The sequence below is a fragment of the Klebsiella sp. X13 genome (genome assembly GCF_003323835.1).
Taxonomy (GTDB): Bacteria; Pseudomonadota; Gammaproteobacteria; order Enterobacterales; family Enterobacteriaceae; genus Klebsiella; species Klebsiella ornithinolytica.
In genome coordinates this window covers 1,536,255-1,558,752 of sequence record NZ_CP030874.1, presented here as the reverse complement: position 1 = coordinate 1,558,752, position 22,498 = coordinate 1,536,255, and the positions used below count along the sequence as shown (strand labels likewise).

The 22,498-nt window shown below is 59.4% G+C and carries 20 protein-coding genes; 2 read left to right on the top strand and 18 right to left on the bottom strand.

All coding sequences use genetic code 11. From position 1 onward, the window contains the following. Positions 1-2: 2 nt before the first annotated feature. From DSD31_RS07625 to DSD31_RS07615, 3 genes are all read right to left on the bottom strand, one after another. Positions 3-785 carry an IclR family transcriptional regulator gene (locus DSD31_RS07625; protein ID WP_015583811.1) on the bottom strand — a complete coding sequence of 261 codons (783 nt, stop codon included), beginning with the start codon at positions 783-785 and terminating at the stop codon, positions 3-5. A 204-nt stretch (positions 786-989) separates the two neighbouring features. Then, the gene (locus DSD31_RS07620) at positions 990-2,186 is read right to left on the bottom strand and encodes a nicotinamide mononucleotide deamidase-related protein YfaY (RefSeq protein WP_015583810.1); all 1,197 of its coding nucleotides are present in this window, start codon (positions 2,184-2,186) and stop codon (positions 990-992) included. Positions 2,187-2,289: 103 nt separating this feature from the next. After that, a complete protein-coding gene (locus tag DSD31_RS07615; RefSeq protein ID WP_015583809.1) occupies positions 2,290-2,832 on the bottom strand; it encodes a YfaZ family outer membrane protein in 543 nt (180 codons plus the stop codon). 229 nt (positions 2,833-3,061) lie between these two features. On the opposite strand from DSD31_RS07615, the gene nudI reads away from it, so the two are divergent. Further along, the gene (gene nudI / locus DSD31_RS07610; protein ID WP_015583808.1) at positions 3,062-3,487 is read left to right on the top strand and encodes a nucleoside triphosphatase NudI; all 426 of its coding nucleotides are present in this window, start codon (positions 3,062-3,064) and stop codon (positions 3,485-3,487) included. A 32-nt stretch (positions 3,488-3,519) separates the two neighbouring features. On the opposite strand, the gene menE is transcribed toward nudI, so the two are convergent. From menE to DSD31_RS07575, 7 genes are all read right to left on the bottom strand, one after another. Further along, positions 3,520-4,896 carry an o-succinylbenzoate--CoA ligase gene (gene menE / locus DSD31_RS07605; RefSeq protein WP_064359088.1) on the bottom strand — a complete coding sequence of 459 codons (1,377 nt, stop codon included), beginning with the start codon at positions 4,894-4,896 and terminating at the stop codon, positions 3,520-3,522. Continuing rightward, positions 4,893-5,858, bottom strand: a complete 966-nt coding sequence (gene menC / locus DSD31_RS07600; RefSeq protein ID WP_064368159.1) for an o-succinylbenzoate synthase — start codon at positions 5,856-5,858, stop codon at positions 4,893-4,895. The genes menE and menC overlap by 4 nt, the downstream gene beginning before the upstream one ends. Further along, a complete protein-coding gene (gene menB, locus DSD31_RS07595) occupies positions 5,858-6,715 on the bottom strand; it encodes a 1,4-dihydroxy-2-naphthoyl-CoA synthase (RefSeq protein WP_032686654.1) in 858 nt (285 codons plus the stop codon). Before menB ends, menC begins: the two co-directional genes overlap by 1 nt. 14 nt (positions 6,716-6,729) lie before the next feature. Beyond that, a complete protein-coding gene (menH, locus tag DSD31_RS07590) occupies positions 6,730-7,488 on the bottom strand; it encodes a 2-succinyl-6-hydroxy-2,4-cyclohexadiene-1-carboxylate synthase (RefSeq protein ID WP_015583804.1) in 759 nt (252 codons plus the stop codon). Further along, complete coding sequence (menD, locus tag DSD31_RS07585; RefSeq protein WP_088883750.1) at positions 7,485-9,155, bottom strand: 2-succinyl-5-enolpyruvyl-6-hydroxy-3-cyclohexene-1-carboxylic-acid synthase; 1,671 nt, start codon at positions 9,153-9,155, stop codon at positions 7,485-7,487. The genes menH and menD overlap by 4 nt, the downstream gene beginning before the upstream one ends. Before the next feature lie 76 nt (positions 9,156-9,231). Continuing rightward, the gene (gene menF / locus DSD31_RS07580; protein WP_032717988.1) at positions 9,232-10,527 is read right to left on the bottom strand and encodes an isochorismate synthase MenF; all 1,296 of its coding nucleotides are present in this window, start codon (positions 10,525-10,527) and stop codon (positions 9,232-9,234) included. Positions 10,528-10,688: 161 nt separating this feature from the next. Beyond that, the gene (locus DSD31_RS07575) at positions 10,689-11,150 is read right to left on the bottom strand and encodes a GNAT family N-acetyltransferase (protein ID WP_015583801.1); all 462 of its coding nucleotides are present in this window, start codon (positions 11,148-11,150) and stop codon (positions 10,689-10,691) included. Between the two features lie 54 nt (positions 11,151-11,204). Between DSD31_RS07575 and rnz the strand changes: the two genes are divergently transcribed. Further along, on the top strand, positions 11,205-12,125 hold the full coding sequence (rnz, locus tag DSD31_RS07570) for a ribonuclease Z (RefSeq protein ID WP_015583800.1): 921 nt from the start codon (positions 11,205-11,207) through the stop codon (positions 12,123-12,125). 109 nt (positions 12,126-12,234) lie between these two features. Here rnz and nuoN read toward each other — a convergent pair whose 3' ends face one another. The 8 genes from nuoN to nuoG all read right to left on the bottom strand — a co-directional run bounded on the left by nuoN (position 12,235) and on the right by nuoG (position 22,427). After that, on the bottom strand, positions 12,235-13,692 hold the full coding sequence (gene nuoN / locus DSD31_RS07565; protein WP_015583799.1) for an NADH-quinone oxidoreductase subunit NuoN: 1,458 nt from the start codon (positions 13,690-13,692) through the stop codon (positions 12,235-12,237). Positions 13,693-13,698: 6 nt separating this feature from the next. Next, positions 13,699-15,228, bottom strand: coding sequence for an NADH-quinone oxidoreductase subunit M (gene nuoM, locus DSD31_RS07560; RefSeq protein ID WP_015583798.1), 1,530 nt, complete (start codon positions 15,226-15,228; stop codon positions 13,699-13,701). A gap of 239 nt (positions 15,229-15,467) precedes the next feature. Beyond that, complete coding sequence (gene nuoL / locus DSD31_RS07555) at positions 15,468-17,309, bottom strand: NADH-quinone oxidoreductase subunit L (RefSeq protein ID WP_015583797.1); 1,842 nt, start codon at positions 17,307-17,309, stop codon at positions 15,468-15,470. Continuing rightward, positions 17,306-17,608 carry an NADH-quinone oxidoreductase subunit NuoK gene (nuoK, locus tag DSD31_RS07550; RefSeq protein ID WP_004865088.1) on the bottom strand — a complete coding sequence of 101 codons (303 nt, stop codon included), beginning with the start codon at positions 17,606-17,608 and terminating at the stop codon, positions 17,306-17,308. Before nuoK ends, nuoL begins: the two co-directional genes overlap by 4 nt. Next, entirely contained in the window at positions 17,605-18,159 is a 555-nt protein-coding gene (nuoJ, locus tag DSD31_RS07545) for an NADH-quinone oxidoreductase subunit J (protein WP_015583796.1), read from the bottom strand. The genes nuoK and nuoJ overlap by 4 nt, the downstream gene beginning before the upstream one ends. 10 nt (positions 18,160-18,169) lie before the next feature. After that, positions 18,170-18,712: an NADH-quinone oxidoreductase subunit NuoI gene (gene nuoI, locus DSD31_RS07540; protein ID WP_004865092.1), complete on the bottom strand. Its 543-nt coding sequence runs from the start codon at positions 18,710-18,712 to the stop codon at positions 18,170-18,172. 14 nt (positions 18,713-18,726) lie between these two features. Then, positions 18,727-19,704: an NADH-quinone oxidoreductase subunit NuoH gene (nuoH, locus tag DSD31_RS07535; RefSeq protein ID WP_004865093.1), complete on the bottom strand. Its 978-nt coding sequence runs from the start codon at positions 19,702-19,704 to the stop codon at positions 18,727-18,729. Further along, the gene (nuoG, locus tag DSD31_RS07530; protein WP_015583795.1) at positions 19,701-22,427 is read right to left on the bottom strand and encodes an NADH-quinone oxidoreductase subunit NuoG; all 2,727 of its coding nucleotides are present in this window, start codon (positions 22,425-22,427) and stop codon (positions 19,701-19,703) included. The genes nuoH and nuoG overlap by 4 nt, the downstream gene beginning before the upstream one ends. Between the last annotated feature and the right edge of the window lie 71 nt (positions 22,428-22,498).

The following is a 22,498-nucleotide window of genomic DNA, read 5'->3' as shown; positions in this document are numbered from 1 at the left end:
TATTATGAGGCCTGTTGTTCGAAGGGGCTCTTCCACCCCAGCAGACGGGAAATATCTTTAGCGCAGGCAATCGCCCTACCGGCGAGGTAATCGCGATTGTCTTCATTGATTTGCAGACGGGTACCCACCACGGAAATGGCGGCGGTCAGCTCGTTGTTGGCGTTAAAAACCGGCGCGGCCACGCAGCGAACGTCGGGATAATCTTCACCGTTATCGAAGCTCCAGCCGCGGGCGCGGATACGCCCCAGCTCATCGCGAAGCTGCTGGGCGCTGGTGATGGTGGTTGGCGTCGCCCGCTCCCACTGCAGCTCGCTGATAATCGACTCCTGAACCCGCTCGGGCTGCCAGGCCAGCAGGCATTTACCAATACCGGAACGATACAGCGACAGGCTCTTACCCTCGTGCGAACGCACGCTGATGGTCGCCGGGGATTCAATCTTCAGAATGTAGTAGGCGTTGCCGCTGTCGATAATGCCCAGGTGGCAGAGTAGACCGCACTGATCCATCAGTTGCGTCAGGCGCGGCCGCGCCAGTTCGCGCAGGTCCATTTTGCTCAGCGCCTGCCCGGCCAGCTCAACCAGCTTGGTCCACAGGCAGTAGTTATCCTGATTATCCATGCTGAGGAAGCGCTGTTTTCTCAGCTCTCCCAGCAGCAGATAGGCGGTACTTTTCGGAATACCCAGTTCGTCAATAATGGTCGCCGCGCTGCAGGGGCCGATACGGGCGATTAAATTGAGAATGTCGATGGCGCGGGTCAGCGCCGGGACTTTGCTTGATTCCAACATGCTGGACTCCAATCCTGAATACTGGAATCAGTGTTGCGGTTGTCCGGGCGGTAAATTGTGAGCGACTTCAAATGACGACGCTATTCCAGCCGGGTGGACATTCGGAGGGAGGAAAATGCGAGATGGCGCACAGAATATTTAAAAGCAAGTACAACAGGTTGGACTCATTGCGCGTCGGGAGAGGTTCCCGACGCAGAGGTTGGTTTAAACCGAGAGCGATTCGACGACGTTAATCCAGCCGTGTTCACCGGCGACCGGCTGACCGTGCAACCAACGGCGCAGCATATTCAGCGCCATCATGGCACAGACTTCCTGACGCACTGCCAGGCTGTAGCGCGTGGCGCTGAATTTAACCCGCAGCGCATGGGTGCCTTCCGGCGTCGAGAGGACGAAATTCAGGTGATCGGCTTCCTGGCCGCTCACCGCCAGCGCCAGACCGGCGAAATGATTGACCCGCCGTTCTGCGGCCCAGCGGGCGGACTGCGCCAGCGACTCCTCCTGGCAAGGGACAATTTCACTTGCCAGCAGCGGCGCATTTGCCCGCGAAAGCTGAAGCGCCAGCAAACCGCCGGTAAACTGTTCACTCAGCGTCAGACTCAGCTGGCGCTCCTGTAAACAACGCGCGATCTGCGCGGGCAGCCCTTCGGTGCCCTCGAAAATCATGCTCTCTCCCGCCACTTTTTTCACTTCCGGCCATATCGCCAGCATCGCTTCGCGCTGCTCCGCCGGCCCGGTGAGCTTCAGCTCAATAATCGGCATTGAAGAGCGGTAGCCCATGACGACGCCCGGCGGCAGCGCCAGCGGATCGAGGCTTTGCGCCAGATCGCTTTCCGAACGGCCAAACGTCGTCAGACGCAGACACAGCGGCGGGGCAGAGAGCGGGAAACGCTCACGCAAGCGGGGTAAAATTTCCTGCTCGACCATGATTTTGAATTCCGATGGAACGCCGGGGGTGAAAAACATCAGACAGCGGTTGAGCTGAACGGCAAAACCGCAGGCCGTCCCCACCGGATTGTTGATCATCTCCGCGCTGGCGGGGATCTCCGCCTGCTTACGGTTACTTGCGGCCATCGGGCGACCGCGCTCGGCAAAGAAACGGGTCATCGTTTCCAGCCACTCTTCGTGCAGAATCAGCCCTTCGCCCTTGGCGGTCGCCGCGGCCAGCGCGCTCAGATCGTCACTGGTTGGCCCCAGGCCACCGTTGACGATCAGCACATCCGCCTGTTCGCTGCGCTCACGTAGCACCGTGACCAGGGAGTCAAGGTCATCGCCCACGGTGTTACGGCGCGTTAGCGGTAATCCCTGATTGAAAAAGAAATCGGCCAGCCACGCGGCATTGGTATCGACGATTTGCCCGTGCAACACTTCATCGCCGGTGGACAGCATTTCCACATTTATCATTATTCACTTCACTCCTTGCCTGCCAGGTGGCAATACTATAGCGCAAGGCGCAGGCGGAGTAGACAGGAATACGGCGCGGGAAACGTTCGCGCCGTTGGGGGGATTAGAAGCTGGCGCTGACGCCGAGATACGGACCGTCTGCAATCGTGCTGTCTTTGTTGCCGTCCTTCCCTTCGAGGTTCAGATAGCGATAACCGGCTTCGATGCTCAGAGGACGCATAATCGTCCAGCTCGCACCGGCGTTAGCTTCCTGATAGCTCTGAATGCCGCTGGAGAGAGAATCCGGGGAATAATAGTATTCGCCGAACAGACGGAAGCTGTCGCCAATTTTCCACTGCAGGCCGCCGCCGACGGCCGCCGCATACCCTTCATCGCCGCTCTTCGGGTTGGTATAAACGCCCTTGCCGCCAACCGTCGCGAGGAACGGCCCCAGCGGAATATTCAGACCAAGGCCTAACCCCGCCGCGTCGCCGTCATTGTCGCTGTGCATCCAGTTGCCGGTCACTGCCAGACCAGATGACTCAGTCCCGAAACCCACGCCAAGGTTGGTGTAGTGCTCGCCAGCCTGCCCGGTTACGCTGATTGCATGGGCCGCCGTAGAGACGAACATCATGCCGGCAAGACCTAATAAAATGCTCTTTTTCATTTTTACTCTATCCAGAAAACAAGAATCAAAAAAGTCCCAAAAACCGCAGAATTGTACTGCCGAACGCTGAGGAATCAATGCACTAAAACGACCTTTACTCTCGTGATTGTAACCAGTTGCTACGGATAATGTCGGCTAAATACGGACAATGCAGCTTGCGGTTTAGCGAGACGGCTCGCAAACTGGTGCTCCAACATCTTTTCCCTACCGTTTAGTCAAGGAGATCACCATGCGCCAAAGGACCATCGTCTGCCCGCTGATTCAGAATGAGGGACACTATTTGCTCTGCAAAATGGCTGACGATCGCGGCGTTTTTCCCGGACAGTGGGCGCTTTCCGGTGGCGGCGTTGAACCGGGCGAACGCATTGAAGAGGCGCTACGCCGGGAAGTTGCTGAGGAGCTTGGCGAGGCGCTGCAGCTGACGCAGATTACGCCGTGGACCTTCAGCGATGATATTCGGGTCAAAACCTATGCCGACGGCCGTCAGGAAGAGATTTATATGATTTACCTGATTTTTGATTGCCTTAGCGCCAACCGCGAAATCACCCTCAACGACGAGTTTCAGGCGTATGCCTGGGTGAAACCGGAAGATTTGCCCCGCTACGATCTGAATGTGGCGACCCGCAAAACATTAACCCTGAAAGGCCTGCTCTGAGCGCCCCGGCACCGTGCCGAGGCCAACCCAGGTTAACTGGTCTGGCTGCCTGGCAACGCATTAACCCAGTCACGTAATGCCCGGCGGGAGATTTTAATCCCGCCGGTTTTCAGCGACTCAGGTAACGTCAACCAGCGTACCGGCTGCTGAAAACGTGCCAGCTTATCCTGTGCCCAGGCCGCCAGCGCGGCGACATCGCACTGCGCATCGCACTCCACCACCGCCACCGGACGCTGGCCAAACTCCGCATCGTCTAACGGCACGATAAACGCCTGCTGAATCTGCGGATGAGCCAGGAGTACTCTTTCCACCTCTTCAGGCTGAATCCCTTCCCCTCCGCTGAAAAAGAGGTTATCCATCCGCCCAAGCAGAGTCAGTTTGCCCTCCCTGATCTCGCCGCGATCGCGCGTGGCAAACCAGCCCTGTTCGTTGACCAGCGGCTGCACCCCGCCTTCGCGCCAGTAGCCAGCGGCCATGCTATCGGCCCGCAGCCAGACTTCGCCGGCAACAATTTTCAGCGCGCGCCCCGGCAGCGGCTGGCCGACGTCCGGCGCGCCATCCGCCTCTTTACCACAAACCGTCGAGGCGAACTCCGTCAGGCCATAGCCACACCAGCAGCGAATGCCCCGGGCGCGCGCCTGTTCGGTCAGCGCGACGGGAATCGCCGCGCCGCCCAGCAGCACCGCCTTCAACGACACATCAGCCTCGCTATTGAGCAATCGCCAGAGCTGAGTGGGCACCAGCGAGGCATGCGTACAGCCTCGCAGCGCCTGTTCCAGCGGTTGTTTTTCTCCTACCGTCAGGCGAGCCCCCGCCAGCAGCCAACGCCAGAGAATGCCCTGGCCGGAAACATGAAACAGCGGCAGCGACAGCAGCCAGTCGTCATCCGACGCCAGCGGAATCATCGCCAGCACGCCTTCAGCGCTGGCAAGATGCGCCCGACAGCTGTGCACGGCGGCCTTCGGCAGCCCCGTAGAACCGGAGGTGAGCGTCATCGACGCCAGACGTTCTTCGCGCCAGGGCAACGTCGAATCCCCCGCCGCCCGTTGCAGCGTCAGCGGCGTAAAGTCGAGGGCGAGCGGATCGCCGTTCAGCACCAGCGCATAACGCAGATCGAGGGAGGGTAACAATGCCGCCAGCAGCGAAGGCGGTAGCTGAGGATTCAGAGGAAGCACCCGGGCGCCGCACTGAAGCAGCGCCAGCCATGCCAGCAATGCCGACGGCTGGTTATAGGCCCGCAGCAGCACGCCCTCCCCTTCGTTGACCCCTTGAGCGCGGAATCCCGCGGCCAGCGCGTTAACCTCAGCGCACAGCTGCCGCCAGCTCAGGACAACGTCGTTCAGACGTACCGCCGGCGCATCGCCACGCAGCCGGCACCAGTGGCGCCATGGCCAGTCGCTAAAGGTCACAGCAGCGGCTCCAGCTCATCACAACTCAGGCAGGGTAACGGGCTGTCAGGCCAGGGGCGAATCAGCTGCGCGCGCATCAATGCCAGCGTATCCAGGCCGGGAAGGGTCTGCGGCGTCAGCCAGGCGGCAATCCGCGCCAGCTGCGTCAGTCCAAGGCTTGATTCGATCGATGAGCTGATCACCGCCGTCAGCCCCAGCGCATGAGCCGTGGCAACCTGCTCCCGCACTTTACGCAGGCTACCGGTGAGCGTCGGCTTGATCACCAGCGCACGCAAACCCGGCTCTGCCTGAAAACGAAAATCCGCCTCACGCAGGCTTTCATCCCAGGCAATCGCGATGCCGGTTTCCCGGGCAAAAGCCCGTGAGTCGTCGCGGGTTTTACACGGTTCTTCAAGGAAGGCAATACGGTCGCGGTACTGCGGGTGGACATATTTCGCAAACTGCTGCGCTTTGAGCGGCGTCCAGGCGCGGTTGGCGTCCAGACGTAGCTGCAGGTCGGGAATCGCTTCCAGCAGCAGGTTAACCACCATGCCGTCACGCACCGCTTCATACAGCCCGATCTTGACCTTCGCGACCTTTTCACCGGGCAGTGCCGCCAGCCTGGCAAACAGTTCGTCCGGGTCGCCGGTGCACAGCGGCACCGCGCGATACTCCGCCTCCAGCGGCAGTTCATCGTTCAGCTCCGCCAGCGCACAGCTGACGCCGAAGGCCACGGAAGGCAGAGACGGCTCGGGCGGGTTCTCGCCCTGCCGCCAGGCAAGCGACCACGCCACCAGCGCGGACTGCGCCTCCTCCAGCGTTTCCACGCTAAAGCCCGGCAGAGGCGCAATTTCACCCCATCCCTGACGTTCACCGTCCTGCAGGTGGATGAACAGCCCATCGCGAGTTTTTAACCGCCGTTCACGCAGTACCACGCCCGCGTCCATCGGTACCTGCCAGCGGTAAACCTGCGCCTGACGCATTATGGATTCCGTTTAAATTTGCTGAAGTCCGGCTGACGTTTCTGGTTGAACGCGTTACGCCCTTCCTGCCCCTCTTCGGTCATGTAGAACAGCATGGTGGCGTTCCCCGCCAGCTCCTGCAGCCCCGCCTGACCATCGCAATCGGCATTCAGCGCCGCCTTCAGGCAGCGCAGCGCCATCGGACTGTTTTGCAGCATTTCGCGACACCAGCGTACGGTCTCTTTTTCCAGATCCGCCAGCGGGACGACGGTGTTGACCAGCCCCATGTCCAGCGCCTGCTGCGCATCGTACTGACGGCACAGGAACCAGATTTCGCGCGCCTTTTTCTGGCCGACGATCCGCGCCATGTAGGATGCGCCCCAGCCGCCGTCAAATGAGCCGACTTTCGGACCGGTCTGACCGAAGATGGCATTTTCTGCGGCAATCGTCAGATCGCACATCATATGCAGAACGTGACCGCCGCCGATGGAATATCCCGCCACCATCGCCACAATCGGCTTCGGACAGGTGCGGATCTGGCGCTGAAAATCGAGCACGTTCAGGTGGTGAACGCCGGAATCATCCTGGTAGCCGCCGTAATCGCCGCGGACCTTCTGGTCGCCGCCGGCGCAGAATGCTTTGTCGCCTTCGCCGGTGAGGATAATGACGCCGATATTATCGTCATATCGGGCATCGGACAGCGCCTGAATCATCTCTTTCACGGTCAACGGGCGGAACGCATTGCGCACCTGCGGACGGTTAATGGTGATTTTAGCAATCCCGTCCGTCGACTTCTGGTAACGAATGTCGGTATAGCCTTCGGAGCAATCGTGCCATTCCACAGGGGCGTAGAGCATTGCTTCATCAAGAGAGATCATAGAATGTCCTTTGGTTAACTCGCTAAAAACTGGGCCAGACATGACACCACCGCCGCGGGATTTTCCCGATGCGCGTTATGCCCGGCATGATGAATAATATGTGTCGTGGCGGCGACGTCGCGCGCAATGGCGCGAAACTTCGCATCGCGCTCGCCGCAAAGATAATGAAAAGGGTAGCGCCGGGCGCGGAGCTGCGCACGCAGGTCGGGCTGTACGGCGAGGGAAGTTGCCTCCAGCATCGCGGCAAGACTGGTGCCGCAGTTGTGGCTGCGCAGCGCCACAAGCGCTTCCCGCTGCGCCGTACTTAAGCCGGCGAAAACCGGCTGCTGGTACCAGTCGGCAAAAACCTGCGCCAGCGGCTCGCGACGAAAACGCTCCGCCCAGGCGGCATCGCTACAAGCACGCTGGCGGCGTTGGTGCGCATCCTGGAGACCGGGATGGCCGCCCTCTACGACCAGCCCGCACAGCCCGCGCCGCGGCTGGCTGGCAAAAAACATCGCAATACGCCCGCCCAGCGAATAGCCAATCAGCCAGTAGTCCCGAACATGATAGTGCGCCAGCGTTTTCTCCAGCCGCAGGCTAACCTCGGCGAAACCACTGACCCTGACCTCGCGCGAACCACCGTGACCCGGCAGATCGATATACAGCTGCGGATAAGCGCTGAACGCGGCGCCTACCGTTTGCCACTCCCGGCTGTCGCCGGAAAAACCGTGTAAAAAGACCAGCCAGGGATAGCCCGACTGCCCCTTTTCGCACCGGGCGTGCAGACTCATAGCCGGCTGACCTGCGCCAGCAGCTGTTGCAGAGTATGGGTGCCTTCCGTCTCATTCACCACCAGCTCAATCAGCGTGGCGCCAGGAAGACGCCAGGCCCCGGCCAGCGCCGCTTCCAGAGCCTCCCAGGTGCCCGGGCGGTGATAATGAAGACCAAACATCGCCGCCGCATGGCCGAAATTGACATCCTGCGGCATCAGATAAAACTGGCGCCGTTGATCCTGCGGCGTCGGCAGCAAAGAGAAGATCTGCCCGCCGTTGTTGTTGACCACGATCAGCACCAGCGGCGCAGAGGCCTGACGCAGCAACGCCAGCGAGTTCAGATCGTAGAGCGCGGAGAGATCGCCGACGATCGCCAGCGTCGGGCGGGCGCTGGCGCGCTGAACCCCTGCCGCCGTCGCCAGCAGACCATCAATACCGCTGGCGCCGCGGTTGCTATAAACCGGGTATCCCGCCGGAAGCTGCGCCAGGGCATCAATCAACCGAACCACCAGGCTGTTACCGACAAACAGCTGCCCCTGATCCGGAAGATAGCGGTGGATTCGGTGAGCCAGCTGGGCTTCGCCAAATGCCTCGCTGCGGTCGGCCGCCGCCTGCCAGGCCTGCCGCGACAGCACAGGGATCGTCGTCGCCCACGGCTGGCGGCTTTCCGCCGGATGCAGATCCAGCCACTGTCCCACCGGGCAGACCAGCCGACGACCGCGGTGATGAGCCGGGTCGAGGCGGCCGGGGAGATTATCCACGACCCAGTACTCTTCCGGTTCACAGGTGGCCTGCCACTGCAGTACGCGTTTACCGGTGAGGCTGCTGCCCAGCTGCACAACGATTTGCGCCTGCTGCAGTTCGCTCACCGCTTTGCCGTTCGCCAGCCACAGGTCGGCGCACGGCAGCGGCTGCCCGGTCTGGGAAAGGACGTCACCAATCAGCGGCCAGCCGAGCGTTTTTGCCCACTCGGCGACTTTTTTACCTTCGGCGGCGCTCATGCGGCCCGCGACGACCACGCCCCGCTTTTGCCGCCAGAAAAACCAGTCGCGCTGCTTTTCGCTTTCCAGGTGCAGGGACTGACGCAGCCAGGGTTTATCGCTTTGCCACCACGCGCCGAGCTGCTGCTGCCACTCCACGCCGGTGTCATCCATCTCGCCGTACAGCGGCTCGGCGAACGGACAGTTAATATGGATACCGCCGGAATGCAGGGTGCCCAGCGCCTGGTCAATCGTCGACACCAGCCAGCGCGCGGGCACATCCTGCGACGGACGCGGCAACGACAGCGTCTGCGAGGGATGAGAAGCAAACATGCCCGGCTGGCGGATCGCCTGGTTCGCACCGCAGTCAATCAGCTCCGGGGGACGATCGGCGGTAAGCAGTATCAGCTTTTCACCGGTCAGCCCCGCCTCAATTAAGGCCGGATAGAGGTTAGCCGTCGCCGTTCCGGACGTGACAATCACCGCCACCGGCTGCCGGCTGGCTTTTGCCAGCCCCAGCGCCAGATGGCCAAGACCGCGTTCATCGAAATGGGTATGGGGAATAAACGCGCGGTTTTCCGCCGCTGCCAGCGTAAGAGGTGTCGAGCGCGAACCCGGCGCAATGCAAATATGCTGCACGCCGTGGCGAGTTAATGCTTCGAGGATCACCGCCGCCCAGCGTCGGTTAAATGCGCTTACTGACATGAAATTGTCCGGTATCAAATATTGAGGCTAAGTATAGGTAATACAAAGCAATGGAGTATTGATATGCATCGTTTATCTACGTTTTTGTCAATAACAAGGAACGCAGCCCCGCCGCCTTATTTTCTATCTCCTGCCACTCCTGCTCAGGATCGGAGCCGCTGACAATCCCGGCTCCGGCATACAGCCTGAGCGTGGCGTTTTCGACTTGCGCCGAACGCAGGGCCACGCAGAATTCGCTTTGCGCCAGCGACAGGTAGCCAGCGGAGCCGGCGTACCATTCCCGGGTAAAAGGTTCATGGCGGGTAATAAATGCCAGCGCCGCCCGGCGCGGTAATCCGGCGACTGCGGCGGTCGGCTGCAGCTGATGCAGGCAGCGGGTATCGTCAGGCTGAGAGAGTTCAGCCCAGATGCAGCGGCGCAGATGCTGCACTTTACGCAGCCGCACCACCTGCGGCGGCAGGACATCCAGCGAACGGACCTCATCCTGCATACGCTGGCAGATATCCTCCACCACCAGCATATTCTCGCGCTGATTTTTATCATCTTTCATCAGCCAGTCGGCCAACAATTGCGCCTGGCGATCGTCAGGATGGCTGGCAACGGTCCCGGCCAGTGCTTCGGTGCGCAGCAGCGTCCCGCGCCGGCGCCAAAGCCGCTCCGGCGTTGAACCAAAGAATGTCCGCTGCGCGTTAAAGGCCATCATGAAATGAAAACAGCGGTGATTACTGCGCCGGCTGGCGGCCACAATGGCCAGCGGATCCGGCGGCGCCGCAAACTGAACATCCGTGGCCCGCGCCAGCACCACTTTATCCATCTCCCCTGCGGCAATCGCCTGAGTTGCCTGTTCAATCAGCGCATGCCATTGCGGATAGTCCGGGGAGTGTTGTTCACTGAGCACCGGCGGCAGAGCGGCGGGCTGCGCCTGATCAGGCGTTAGCGCCTGGAGAAACGCCCGGGCCGCAATGGCATCTTCGCGCAGTGACGTCTCGCTATTCAGCAGCAGACGCAGAGTGGCTTTTCCCCCGACCCGACGCCACTCCAGCCGCGGCAGAAAGAGCCTCCCTTCCTGCGGATTAAACGCATTCAGGCCGCAAATACGTAAATCAGCCAACCCCTGACGCTGCAAGAAGTCGTGAGCCCCGGCCAAAGACGGGAAGGTTTTAACCGCGCCGAGCGCGGCAAGCTCTTCATCGCCATTGCGCTGCAGCCAGTAAAACTGTGGCCACTGCGCTTGATGACCGCACCACAGAAGAGGGTCAAAAGCGTCATGAAGAGGGAAAGGAATATCGAAAATTCGCGTACCGGACGACGGCGGAAAATCGTCAGACAGGCAGTCACGTAAGCGTTCCAGCGCAGTGGAAACAGACAGCACGCAAACCTCCAGAGAATAAAAACCACAGATTATACGGGGTACTGGCGTGAAATTGCAGTACCCATAATGAGGGAGCGGACTTTCCGCAGGTGGCCGCCGCCAGCCAGAGCAGGCTGAGGGAAAAAAAGTATTGATCCTTTACGCGGTTACGCTAACGGCGCTTAACCGGTGACCGCCTCGCGGGCCATACCGATATGCGCAATCCCGTCCTCATCGTAAATGTCGGTCACCGGCTGAAAACCGAAGCTGGCGTAAAAACGCTGCAGATGCGCCTGGGCGCCGAGATAAATGGCCTTGTGCGGCCAGTGACGACGACAGCTGGCCAGCGCTCGCTCCATCAGCTGATAACCCAGCTTTTCGCCGCGCACCGCCGGGCTGACAATGACCCGTCCAATCACCACCGGCTCAATATCATCGTCGCTTTTCAAAATACGCGCGTAGGCCACCAGTTCATCCCCTCGCCAGCCGAGCAGATGGCGGTTTTCACCGATCAGGTCATCACCGTCAACATCCTGATAGGGGCAGGTTTGTTCGACGACAAATACCGCGCAACGCAGCTGTAGCAAAGCGTACAGCTGCGGGACGGTCAGCTCTGCGTGGTGAAGATCCTGCCATGTAATCATTGACTGCTCCTGTATACTTGAGTTTTTTCACCCACGCCCTGAGGACACTGGACGATGGAATTGACATTTTTGGGGACATCCGCAGGCGTGCCGACCCGTACACGTAATATGACGTCTATCGTGCTGAATTTGCAACAGCCGACGGCAGCGGAGATGTGGTTGTTCGACTGCGGAGAAGGTACCCAGCATCAGTTTTTACATACCCCGTACCACCCAGGAAAACTGAATAAGATTTTTATTACTCACCTCCACGGCGATCATCTGTTCGGCCTTCCCGGCCTGCTGTGCAGCCGCTCCATGCAGGGCAACTCGCTGCCGCTGACGCTGTACGGCCCGACGGGACTCAGGGAGTTTGTTGAAACCGCGCTGCGCTTAAGCGGCTCATGGACCGATTATCCGCTCACCATAGTGGAAGTGGGGCCCGGCCTGGTCTTTGATGAAGGGGGCTATCGGGTCAGCGCTTATCCGCTGAATCATCCGGTTGAATGCTACGGCTATCGTATCGAAGAGCATGCCCGCCCCGGCACTCTCGATGCTGCGCGACTGGTTGCCGACGGCGTCCGCCCGGGTCCGCTGTTTCAACGTCTGAAACAGGGGGAGACGGTGGAGCTGGAAGACGGGCGGAAGATCGATGGTCGGCACTATCTCGGCCCGGCGACGCCCGGCAAAACGCTGGCGATTTTTGGCGATACCGCCCCCTGCGAGACGGCGCTTGAGCTGGCGCGCGGCGTTGACCTGATGGTTCATGAAACGACGCTGGAGCAGGCGATGGCGGAAAAAGCCAATAGCCGCGGTCATTCGTCGAGTCAGCAGGCAGCGGCGCTGGCCCGCGATGCCGGCGTCAGCATGTTTATCGCGACCCATTTTAGTTCGCGCTATGACGCTGAAGGCTGTCTGCGCCTGCTGGCGGAGTGTCGGGACGTTTTTCCCCGGACGCTGCTGGCCGAAGACTTTATGGTGTACAGCCTGAGCTAGTCGATCTGGAGGGGAGAAAACAGCGAAAGGCGGCAAAAAAAATGCCTGCCCGTATCACAACGGGCAGGCAGAGTTACAGGACCGGTAGTGTTAACCCCGGCCCTGGCGATTACATCAGCGGTGTTGCCAGCTGCACAATGCTAATCAGCGGCTGCGGCCACACGCCAAGCACGAGGACCAGCAGCGCGGAGATCAGCACCACGATACCGCCGGCGCTGTACTGCCAGTTCGACGGCGCATCGCGATTCAGTTTATCCGGCGCGCTCAGGTACAGACTCACCGCCACGCGCAGGTAGTAGTACAGACCAATCGCCGAACCGATCACCACGGCGGCAACCAGCCACCACAGGTGCGCATGTACACCGACGGCCAGCACGTAGAATTTACCGATAAAGCCCAGCGTCATCGGGATACCCGCCAGCGACAGCATCATCACCGTCATGACCGCCGACAGAATCGGACGATGCCAGAACAGGCCACGATAGGAGTACAGCGAGTCGGCATCCGGACCACGGTATGGGCTGGACATCAGGCTCACTACGCCGAACGCGCCGAGGCTGCTGAACAGATAGCCGGCCAGATAGACACCCACGGCTTCCATCGACATTTCACCGCTCTGCAGGGCAATCAGCGCCACCAGCAGATAGCCAAGATGCGAGATGGAGGAGTAGCCGAGCAGACGTTTAATATTGGTCTGACTCAGCGCCATCAGGTTACCGAAGATGATAGAGGCAAAGGCAATCAGGCCCAGCACCACGCGTACCGCTTCGCTGTTGCCCACCGGCATGTACAGGAACAGACGCATCACCACGCCGAAGATAGCAATCTTGCTGGCGGTTGCCAGGAAGGTTGATACCGGCGCCGGCGCGCCCTGGTAAACGTCCGGCGTCCACAGGTGGAACGGAACCAGAGACAGCTTAAAGCCGAGGCCGACGATCATCAGGCCCAGACCCGCCAGCAGCAGCGGTTCGTGCAGGGTGTTATCAGCCAGGCTTTTACCCAGCGCCAGGAAGGACAGGTTGCCCGAGTTCGCATAGACCAGCGCCATACCGAACAGCAGGAATGAAGAGGCTGCGGCAGACAAAATGGTGTATTTAATACTCGCTTCCAGCGAACGCTTCTGGCGGAAGGCATAACCGATAAGGCCGAACAGCGGCAGCGAAATCAATTCGATACCGAGGAACAGCGCCGCCAGATGGTTGGCGCCCGCCAGCAGAATGCCACCCAGCGCGGCGATAAGCACCAGCAGGTAGAACTCTTCTTTGTTGTCCTTGTATCCCTCAAGCCACGGGTACGCGAAGGTACAGGTGGCCAGGCTTGCCAGCAGCACCAGCCCGGTATAGAGCATGGCGTAGCCGTCAACGCGAATCAGCGGCGTCACGTCCATCGCGCCGTTCTGACCCACGAACCAGAGTGAGATCAGCGCAGCGTTCAGACCAAGAACCGACAGCGTGGCATTAAGGAAATGATTGCGTCGCCACGCAATGGAGAGCATCACAACCACCACCGTCAAGCCGACGATCAGCAGCGGTAGCAGTGCGATCAGTTGTTGTGGAGTTATTGTCATGGCGAATTACGGCCTTGTAGTAGAAACGGAATTAACAAACCACTGCTGAATGTTGCTCATCGCAGCGTGTGAGGTGTCCAGAATCGGCTGAGGGAAGAAGCCCAGCAGCACCAGCAGAACCACCAACAGCAGAACAATCGACAGTTCACGCAGAGACATTCCCCGCATCTCCTGCGCCGCGATCTCGCTCTTCGCTTTACCGAAGTACGCGCGATGCAGCATTGAGAGCGAGTAGACGGAAGCGAAGACCAGTCCAAAGGTGGAGATCACGGTAATCACCGGCACCACTTTGTAGCTGCCGAACAAAATCATGAATTCGCCGACGAAGTTACCGGTACCCGGCATCCCCAGCGTTGCCACGGCGAAGAACATCGACAGCGCCGGCAGCCACTTAATTTTGCTCCACAGACCGCCCATCAGACGCATATCGCGGGTGTGCAGGCGTTCATACAGCTGGCCGCACAGAATAAACAGGCCCGCCGCGGACAGACCGTGGGCAATCATCTGAATCACCGCCCCCTGGTACGCCAGCTGGCTGCCGGTGTAGATAGCAATCAGCACGAAGCCCATGTGGGAAACGGAGGTGTAAGCAATCAGGCGTTTGATATCGTACTGGCAGAAAGCCATCCACGCGCCGTAGAAGATACCGATAACGCCCAGCCACATGGCGATGGGAGCAAACTCGGCGGAGGCATTCGGGAACAGCGGCAGCGCAAAACGCAGCAGACCGTAGGCCGCCGTTTTCAGCAAAATACCGGCGAGGTCAACGGAACCAGCGGTCGGTGCCTGAGAGTGGGCATCCGGCAGCCAGCCGTGCAGCGGAACCACCGGCATTTTCACCGCAAAGGCGATGAAGAAGCCGAGCATCAGCATGTATTCGACGCCATGGGACATCGGGGTTTTCAGCAGGTCTTCATAGTTGAAGGTCCACACGCCGGTCGCGTTAAAGTGAACGAAGGCCAGCGCCAGGATGGCAATCAGCATCACCAGGCCGCTCGCCTGGGTATAGATGAAGAACTTGGTTGCCGCCGTGATACGCGTTTTACCGTCGGAAGCCTTATGGCCCCACAGCGCGATCAGGAAGTACATCGGCACCAGCATCATTTCCCAGAAGAAGAAGAACAGGAACATGTCGATGGCAAGGAACACGCCGATAACGCCGCCCAGGATCCACATCAGGTTGAGGTGGAAGAAGCCCTGGTATTTTTCGATTTCGCGCCACGAACAGAGCACGGCCAGCACGCCGAGCAGACCGGTCAGCACCACCATCAGCAGCGACAGACCGTCGATAGCCAGATGAATGCTAATACCGAAGCGTGGGATCCACGGCATCACGAATTCTGACTGCCACTGCGGAATACCCGCGGATTGCGTCAGCGAATAACCGCCCTGTAGCCACAGCTGCAGGGAGAGCACCAGCGTCAGTCCCATGGTAATCAGCGCAATCCAGCGCGGCATCTTCACGCCAAAGCGTTCAGTCTGCCAGCACAGAAACCCGCCGATAAAGGGGATGAGTATTAACCAGGGTAATAACATAGCTGAGTATGTCCCTTATATTTACTCCTGCTCAGGCTATCTCGCTCGTCAGCCCGAATTCCGGCAGTGCTCGCACTCCTCACGTACTTTAGTACGCTGCGGTTGCTCTGCGCTGGCGGTCTCCGGTCTGACTTCGCCGATGACGCCTGTACCTCAGGAACAGATTTTCAACGAATTCTAAAATTCTTTTAGGGTTTGTCGGCCGGATAAGCAGGCAATCGCTCATCCAGCCAACAAACTCAACGCAATACCATCAGCAACGCCAGCACGACAACCGCGCCGATGCTCATAGACGCCACATACCAGCGTAGATAACCGTTCTCGCTTAGCAGCAGGCCTTTACCTGCAAAGCGGGAGAGGATGGCCGGAATGTTCATCATGGCGTTCAGCGGATCGCTCTTCAGCAGCCAGGCGATGCCGAGGAATGGTTTCACGAACACTTTGTCGTACAACCAGTCGAAGCCCCATGCGTTGTACCACCAGGTACCCAGCAGACGGCCCGGCGCGCTGTTGGCGACAGAGGTCACCAGCGTGCGTTTACCCAGCCACAGCCAGGCGGCGATCAGAATACCGGCAATGGCGATAATCCCGGAGGCAATCTCCAGCGTCATCACACGGCCGTGCTCAAGTTCGGTTGTCTGCGGCAGTACGCCCTGCAGCGGCGGAACAATCAGCGCGCCAACGAAGGTCGACAGAATCAGCAGCACAATCAGCGGCAGGTGGTGGGTAATCCCCTTCCCTGCGTGCGCATGGATTTGCTCTTTGCCGTGGAAGACGATGAAGATCATCCGGAAGGTGTAGAGCGAAGTCATAAATGCGCCGACCAGACCCGCAACCATCAGGTTGATATGACCATTCGCCATCGCGCCGGCGAGGATTTCGTCCTTACTGAAGAAGCCTGCGGTGATGAGCGGCAGTGCGGACAGCGCCGCGCCCCCCACCAGGAAGCAGACATACACCAGCGGAATCGACTTACGCAGGCCGCCCATTTTGAAGATGTTCTGCTCGTGGTGGCAGGCCAGAATGACCGAGCCGGACGAGAGGAACAGCAGCGCTTTAAAGAACGCGTGGGTCATCAGGTGGAAAATCGCCGCATCCCATGCCTGGACGCCCAGCGCCAGGAACATGTAGCCAATCTGGCTCATAGTGGAGTAAGCGAGTACGCGTTTGATGTCCGTCTGAACCAGCGCGGCAAAGCCTGCCAGCACCAGCGTCACCGCTCCGACGATACCGACCAGATGGAGAATTTCCGGGGTCATCAGGAACAGGCCATGGGTACGGGCAATCAGGTAAACGCCCGCGGTAACCATGGTGGCGGCGTGGATCAGGGCAGAAACCGGCGTCGGGCCGGCCATGGCGTCCGCAAGCCAGGTCTGCAACGGCAGCTGTGCCGATTTACCGACCGCACCGCCCAGCAGCATCAGGGTTGCCCACCACAACATATTATTGCCGGCTTCAAAGTGCGCAGGCGCCAGTTCGACCATTTCGCGGAAGTTCAGGGTGCCCAGCTCGTTGTAGAGAATGAACAGTGCGAACGCGAGGAAGACGTCACCGACACGGGTCACCACGAAGGCTTTCATTGCGGCGGCACCGTTCTTCGGATCGGTATAGTAGAAACCGATCAGCAGATAGGAGCACAGGCCCACGCCTTCCCAGCCGAGGTACATCAGCAGCAGGTTATCGGCCAGTACCAGCACCACCATGCTCGCGATAAACAGGTTGGTGTAGGCGAAAAAGCGGGAGTATCCCTCTTCCCCGCGCATATACCAGGAGGCGAACATGTGGATCAGGAAGCCAACGCCGGTCACCACGGAAAGCATGGTCAGCGAGAGACCGTCCAGCACCAGGTTAAAACCGATGTTGAAATCACCCACCGACATCCAGGTCCACAGCGGTACGCTGACCGCCTGTTTGCCGTTAGCAAAGAAGTCGACGCCGACAAACGCGGTCACCAGCGCCGCCAGGCCGACTGACCCCATTCCCACGGTGGCGGAGAGGTTTTCCGACCAGCGGCCACGGGAGAATGACAGCAGAACAAAGCCAATCAATGGCAGAAGAATGGTTAAGGCAAGCATGTTCATCCACGCAACTCACTTACTGAATCGATGTTCAGGTTCTGGCGGCGACGATGGAGCTGCAGCAACAGCGCCAGGCCGATACTCGCTTCCGCAGCCGCAAGGCTGATGGCGAGGATATACATTATCTGACCGTCGGTCTGACCCCAGTAGCTGCCTGCCACCACGAAAGCCAGCGCCGCGGCGTTGATCATGATTTCCAGGCTAATCAGCATAAACAGCAGATTGCGGCGGATAACCAGACCCGTCAGGCCGAGCACAAACAGGATCGCGGCGAGGATCAGCCCATGTGTTAAGGGAATCATGCGTGTTCCTCCGTTTTTCTTTTGTCGCTATCGCCCTGACGGTTGCTCAGCACTTCACCGGCGCGCTCTTCGCGGCCAATGTGGAAGGCAACAACCAGACCGGCCAGCAGCAGCATGGAGGCCAGCTCCACCGCCAGTACATACGGCCCAAACAGCGTAATACCGACCTCTTTCGCGCTTATCGCGTTGCCTTCAATGCCCTGATCGTTAAGACCGAGGATGGCATACACGATAACCACCAGCAGTACCGCGGACAGGATAGCCGGGCCAATCCAGATCCCCGGCTGCAGCCACTTGCGCTCCTGCTCGATTTCGCTGCCGCCCAGGTTGAGCATCATCACCACGAAGACGAACAGCACCATGATGGCCCCGGCGTAGACGATGATTTCCAGCGCCCCGGCGAAGTAGGCGCCCAGCGAGAAGAACACCCCAGCAATCGCCAACAGCGAAATAATCAGGTACAGCAGCGCATGCACCGGATTGGTGTGGGTGATCACCCGCAGGGTTGCGAGGATGGCGATGAGGCCACAGATATAAAAAGCGAATTCCATTGCCCTCTCCTTACGGTAACAGGCTCTTGACGTCGATAGGCTTAGCTTCGTTCTCTGCTTCGCCCTTATCTTTGCCGTCGATTGCCATACCCGCCATCCGGTAGAAGTTATATTCCGGGTATTTGCCCGGACCGGAAATCAGCAGATCCTCTTTTTCGTACACCAGATCCTGACGCTTGTATTCGCCCAGTTCGAAGTCCGGGGTCAACTGAATCGCCGTGGTCGGGCACGCTTCTTCACACAAACCGCAGAAAATGCAGCGTGAGAAGTTGATACGGAAAAACTCCGGGTACCAGCGGCCATCTTTGGTCTCTGCTTTTTGCAAAGAGATACAGCCTACCGGACACGCTACCGCACACAGGTTACAGGCAACGCAGCGCTCCTCACCGTCCGGGTCGCGCGTCAGCACGATACGGCCACGGTAGCGCGGCGGCAGATATACCGGTTCTTCCGGATACATCTGGGTCTCACGTTTGGCGAAGGCATGCATCCCGATCATCCAGATACTGCGGACCTGGGTGCCAAACCCCACCAATAATTCTTTTAAGGTCATGGTCAATTCACCCCTTATTGCGCCTGCCAGAGAATGACAGCCGCCGTTACCAACAAGTTGATCAGCGTTAACGGCAGGCATACCTTCCAGCCAAAGGACATTACCTGGTCATAGCGCGGACGCGGTAATGATGCGCGGATCAAAATGAACATCATCATGAAGAACGCGGTTTTCAGCGCGAACCAGATGAACGGAGGTAACCATGGGCCATTCCAGCCGCCGAAGAACAGCGTGACGATCAGCGCTGAAACGGTGACAATCCCGATGTATTCACCGACAAAGAACAGACCGAACTTCATGCCGGAATATTCGATGTGGTAACCATCGGCCAGTTCCTGCTCGGCTTCCGGCTGGTCAAACGGGTGACGGTGACAAACCGCAACGCCGGCGATCGCGAAAGTCACGAAGCCGAAGAACTGCGGAATCACGTTCCACAGATGCGCCTGGTTGTTGACGATATCGCTCATGTTGAACGACCCCGCCTGTGCCACCACGCCCATCAGCGACAGACCGAGGAACACTTCGTAGCTCAGGGTCTGCGCGGAGGCACGCATTGCACCCAGCAGCGAGTATTTGTTGTTACTCGACCAGCCGGCGAACAGCACGGCGTAAACCGCCAGACCGGCCATCATCAGGAAGAACAGGATGCCGATGTTCAGGTCGGCGACCACCCACGTCGGGCTGACCGGCACGATAGCAAAAGCCAGCAGCAGGGAGGTAAAGGCGATAACCGGCGCCAGAGTAAAGATCACGCGGTCCGTAAAGCGCGGAACCCAGTCCTCTTTAAAGAACATCTTGATCATGTCGGCGACGAGCTGCAGCGAGCCGCCCCAGCCCACACGGTTAGGTCCGTAGCGGTTCTGGAACAGCCCCAGCAGACGACGTTCGCCAAAGCTCATGAACGCGCCGCAGGTCACCACCACCAGCAGAATCACCACTGCCTTAAGGATGCTTAACAGAATGTCGATGAGATCCGGTGTTAACCAACTCATGCTTTCGCCTCCTGCAGAGTGTCAATACGTGCTCCGGTCAGTACCGGCGCAATACCCGGCATGCCCATCGGTAAACCCACCTGCCCTGCCGTCAGACCCGCAGAAATCACCAGCGGGAGGCTGAGCGTCTGGCCATCAACGCGGAACGAAATCATCGCCCCCTCATTGACGCCCAGCTTCGCAGCATCGGCCGGGTTCAGCTTGATGTACGGCTGCGGCATGCGGCTCTGGAAGACCGGAGAACGCTGCGACAGTTCATCGCTGCCGAACAGATGGTAGTACGGCGCGATACGCCACTGACCTTCTTCAGCCTGGAAGCCTGCCGGCACCGCGGTAAAGTACTCAAGACCGCTGGCGGAAGCTTCGATCAGACGTACGCCCGGATCGCCATGGCGCAGTTTGCCACCCACTTCATCCTGGAACTTGTTCCACGCCTGCGGGGAGTTCCAGCCTGGAGCCCAGGCGAACGGGATTTGCGAACGCGGTGCAGACGGCTGGTTGTTCCCTTCCATCGAGAAGGCAAACATGGTGTCTTTATCCTGCGGCTGGCGGGGTTCATGCACGCTGATATTGGCGCGCATCGCCGTACGACCGCTATAACGATGCGGTTCACGAGCCAGTTTCTGCCCGCGAATGCGGAAGGTCGCGTCCGGCGCGGCATCTTTAATACCCGCCAGCTGCGGCAGCTTAGCAATGGCGGCATCAATCACATGATCCAGCTGCGTCCAGTCAACCTGACGGTTGTCGACGGTGCTGTGTAGCGAGTGCAGCCAGCGCCAGCTTTCCAGCATCACGGTATTCGCATCGTAGTAGGACGGGTCGTAGACCTGGAAGAAACGCTGCGCGCGCCCTTCGTTATTGACCACGGTTCCGTCGCTTTCGGCGAAGCTCGCCGCAGAAAGCACGAGGTGCGCTTTGTCCATAATGGCGGTGCGCTGATGGTCAACGACCATCACCAGCGGCGCTTTGGCCAGCGCGGCGTCAACGCGCGCGGCAGAAGCATGGCGATGCAGATCGTTTTCCAGCACAACAACCGCATCGGCAGCGCCGGTTTCCAGCTCGCTCAGCGCCTCTTCCAGAGAGCCGCCGCCAATCATGCCAAGGCCAACGCTGTTCACTGCCCGGGCGACCATGGTGACGCCGACGTCAATACCGCGGCCTTTCAGCGCTTTCGCGACGTTAGCCGCTGCCTGGATGATTTCAATGCTGCCGGCGTTAGTCCCGGAGACAATCAGCGGTTTCTTCGCCCCGGCCAGCGCCTGGACGATCACGTCAATTTTGCCTTTCAGATCGCTGCTCAGTCCGTCCACCGCCGGGGCGGTTTCATCCAGCGCATGGGCAATGGCGAAGCCCAGACGCGCCTGATCTTCGACCGGCGCGCGATAGGTCCACGCGGCGATATCGTCAAGACGGGTGTCATCGATATTGGTGACAAACAGCGGATGCTTCGCGCGCTGACCGATGTTGAGGATCGCGGCGATCTGCCAGTCGGCGACTTTCTGCGCCGCGGCCATTTCACGCGCTTTTCCTTTCACCGCCTGGCGCACGGCCAGGGCAACGCGGGCGCCGGTCTGGGTAATATCTTCCCCGAGTACCAGAACCGCATCGTAGGATTCAATGTCGCGCAGCGTCGGGGTATGAATACCGCCGTCACGCAGCACGGTCAGCATCATCTGCAGACGTTCCTGCTCAGCCTTCGCAATGCCGGTATAGAAGTTCTCCGCGCCCACCAGCTCACGCAACGCAAAGTTGCTTTCAATGCTGGCGCGCGGTGAGCCGATACCAATCACTTTTTTCGACTGACGCAGAATATCCGCCGCGCCCTGCATGGCCTGCTCGGCGTTAAGGGTAATCAGATCGTCGCCACGGCGCTGAACCGGCTGACGCGGGCGGTCTTTCAGGTTCACATAGCCATAGCCAAAACGGCCGCGGTCGCAGAGGAAGTAGCGGTTAACGGTACCGTTGTAACGGTTTTCGATACGGCGCAGTTCGCCATAGCGCTCGCCCGGGCTGATGTTACAGCCGATGGAACACTGCTGGCAGATGCTGGGTGCAAACTGCATATCCCATTTACGGTTATAGCGCTCGGAGTGCGTTTTATCGGTGAATACGCCGGTCGGGCAGACCTCAACCAGGTTGCCTGAAAATTCGCTTTCCAGCACGCCATCTTCCGGACGACCGAAGTAGACGTTGTCATGCGCACCGTAAACGCCCAGGTCGGTACCGTCAGCGTAATCTTTGTAGTAACGCACGCAGCGATAGCAGGCGATGCAGCGGTTCATTTCATGAGAGATGAACGGCCCCAGGTCCTGGTTACGGTGGGTACGCTTGGTGAAACGGTAGCGACGGAAGCTGTGACCGGTCATGACGGTCATATCCTGCAGGTGGCAGTTGCCCCCTTCTTCACAGACCGGGCAGTCGTGCGGGTGGTTGGTCATCAGCCACTCCACTACGCTCTCGCGGAACTGCTTCGCTTCGCCGTCGTCGATAGAGATAAAGGTGCCGTCGGATGCCGGTGTCATACAGGACATCACCAGGCGACCACGCGTGTCTTCCGCGTTTTGATATTGCTTCACCGCACACTGGCGGCAAGCACCGACGCTCCCAAGCGCCGGATGCCAGCAAAAGTATGGAATATCAAGACCAAGAGAGAGACAAGCCTCTAACAGGTTGTCCGCTCCGTTGACCTCGTATTCTTTGCCGTCTACATGAATCGTAGCCATTAGCATGCTTCCAAATTAAAAAATCGTTACCACTTTGTCGTTCAGGCCGCCGCGTTGGCGCAGGCTGAACG

Coding starts and splice junctions, on each gene's coding strand:
- nuoN (WP_015583799.1), bottom strand. CDS start 13,692: ATGACAATAACTCCACAACAACTGATCGCACTGCTACCGCTGCTGATC.
- nuoJ (WP_015583796.1), bottom strand. CDS start 18,159: ATGGAATTCGCTTTTTATATCTGTGGCCTCATCGCCATCCTCGCAACC.
- menH (WP_015583804.1), bottom strand. CDS start 7,488: ATGAGTCTGCACGCCCGGTGCGAAAAGGGGCAGTCGGGCTATCCCTGG.
- DSD31_RS07620 (WP_015583810.1), bottom strand. CDS start 2,186: ATGATAAATGTGGAAATGCTGTCCACCGGCGATGAAGTGTTGCACGGG.
- DSD31_RS07625 (WP_015583811.1), bottom strand. CDS start 785: ATGTTGGAATCAAGCAAAGTCCCGGCGCTGACCCGCGCCATCGACATT.
- DSD31_RS07575 (WP_015583801.1), bottom strand. CDS start 11,150: ATGATTACATGGCAGGATCTTCACCACGCAGAGCTGACCGTCCCGCAG.
- nuoI (WP_004865092.1), bottom strand. CDS start 18,712: ATGACCTTAAAAGAATTATTGGTGGGGTTTGGCACCCAGGTCCGCAGT.
- nuoK (WP_004865088.1), bottom strand. CDS start 17,608: ATGATTCCCTTAACACATGGGCTGATCCTCGCCGCGATCCTGTTTGTG.
- nuoM (WP_015583798.1), bottom strand. CDS start 15,228: ATGTTATTACCCTGGTTAATACTCATCCCCTTTATCGGCGGGTTTCTG.
- nuoH (WP_004865093.1), bottom strand. CDS start 19,704: ATGAGTTGGTTAACACCGGATCTCATCGACATTCTGTTAAGCATCCTT.
- nuoG (WP_015583795.1), bottom strand. CDS start 22,427: ATGGCTACGATTCATGTAGACGGCAAAGAATACGAGGTCAACGGAGCG.
- nudI (WP_015583808.1), top strand. CDS start 3,062: ATGCGCCAAAGGACCATCGTCTGCCCGCTGATTCAGAATGAGGGACAC.
- nuoL (WP_015583797.1), bottom strand. CDS start 17,309: ATGAACATGCTTGCCTTAACCATTCTTCTGCCATTGATTGGCTTTGTT.
- rnz (WP_015583800.1), top strand. CDS start 11,205: ATGGAATTGACATTTTTGGGGACATCCGCAGGCGTGCCGACCCGTACA.
- menB (WP_032686654.1), bottom strand. CDS start 6,715: ATGATCTCTCTTGATGAAGCAATGCTCTACGCCCCTGTGGAATGGCAC.
- menD (WP_088883750.1), bottom strand. CDS start 9,155: ATGTCAGTAAGCGCATTTAACCGACGCTGGGCGGCGGTGATCCTCGAA.
- DSD31_RS07615 (WP_015583809.1), bottom strand. CDS start 2,832: ATGAAAAAGAGCATTTTATTAGGTCTTGCCGGCATGATGTTCGTCTCT.
- menC (WP_064368159.1), bottom strand. CDS start 5,858: ATGCGTCAGGCGCAGGTTTACCGCTGGCAGGTACCGATGGACGCGGGC.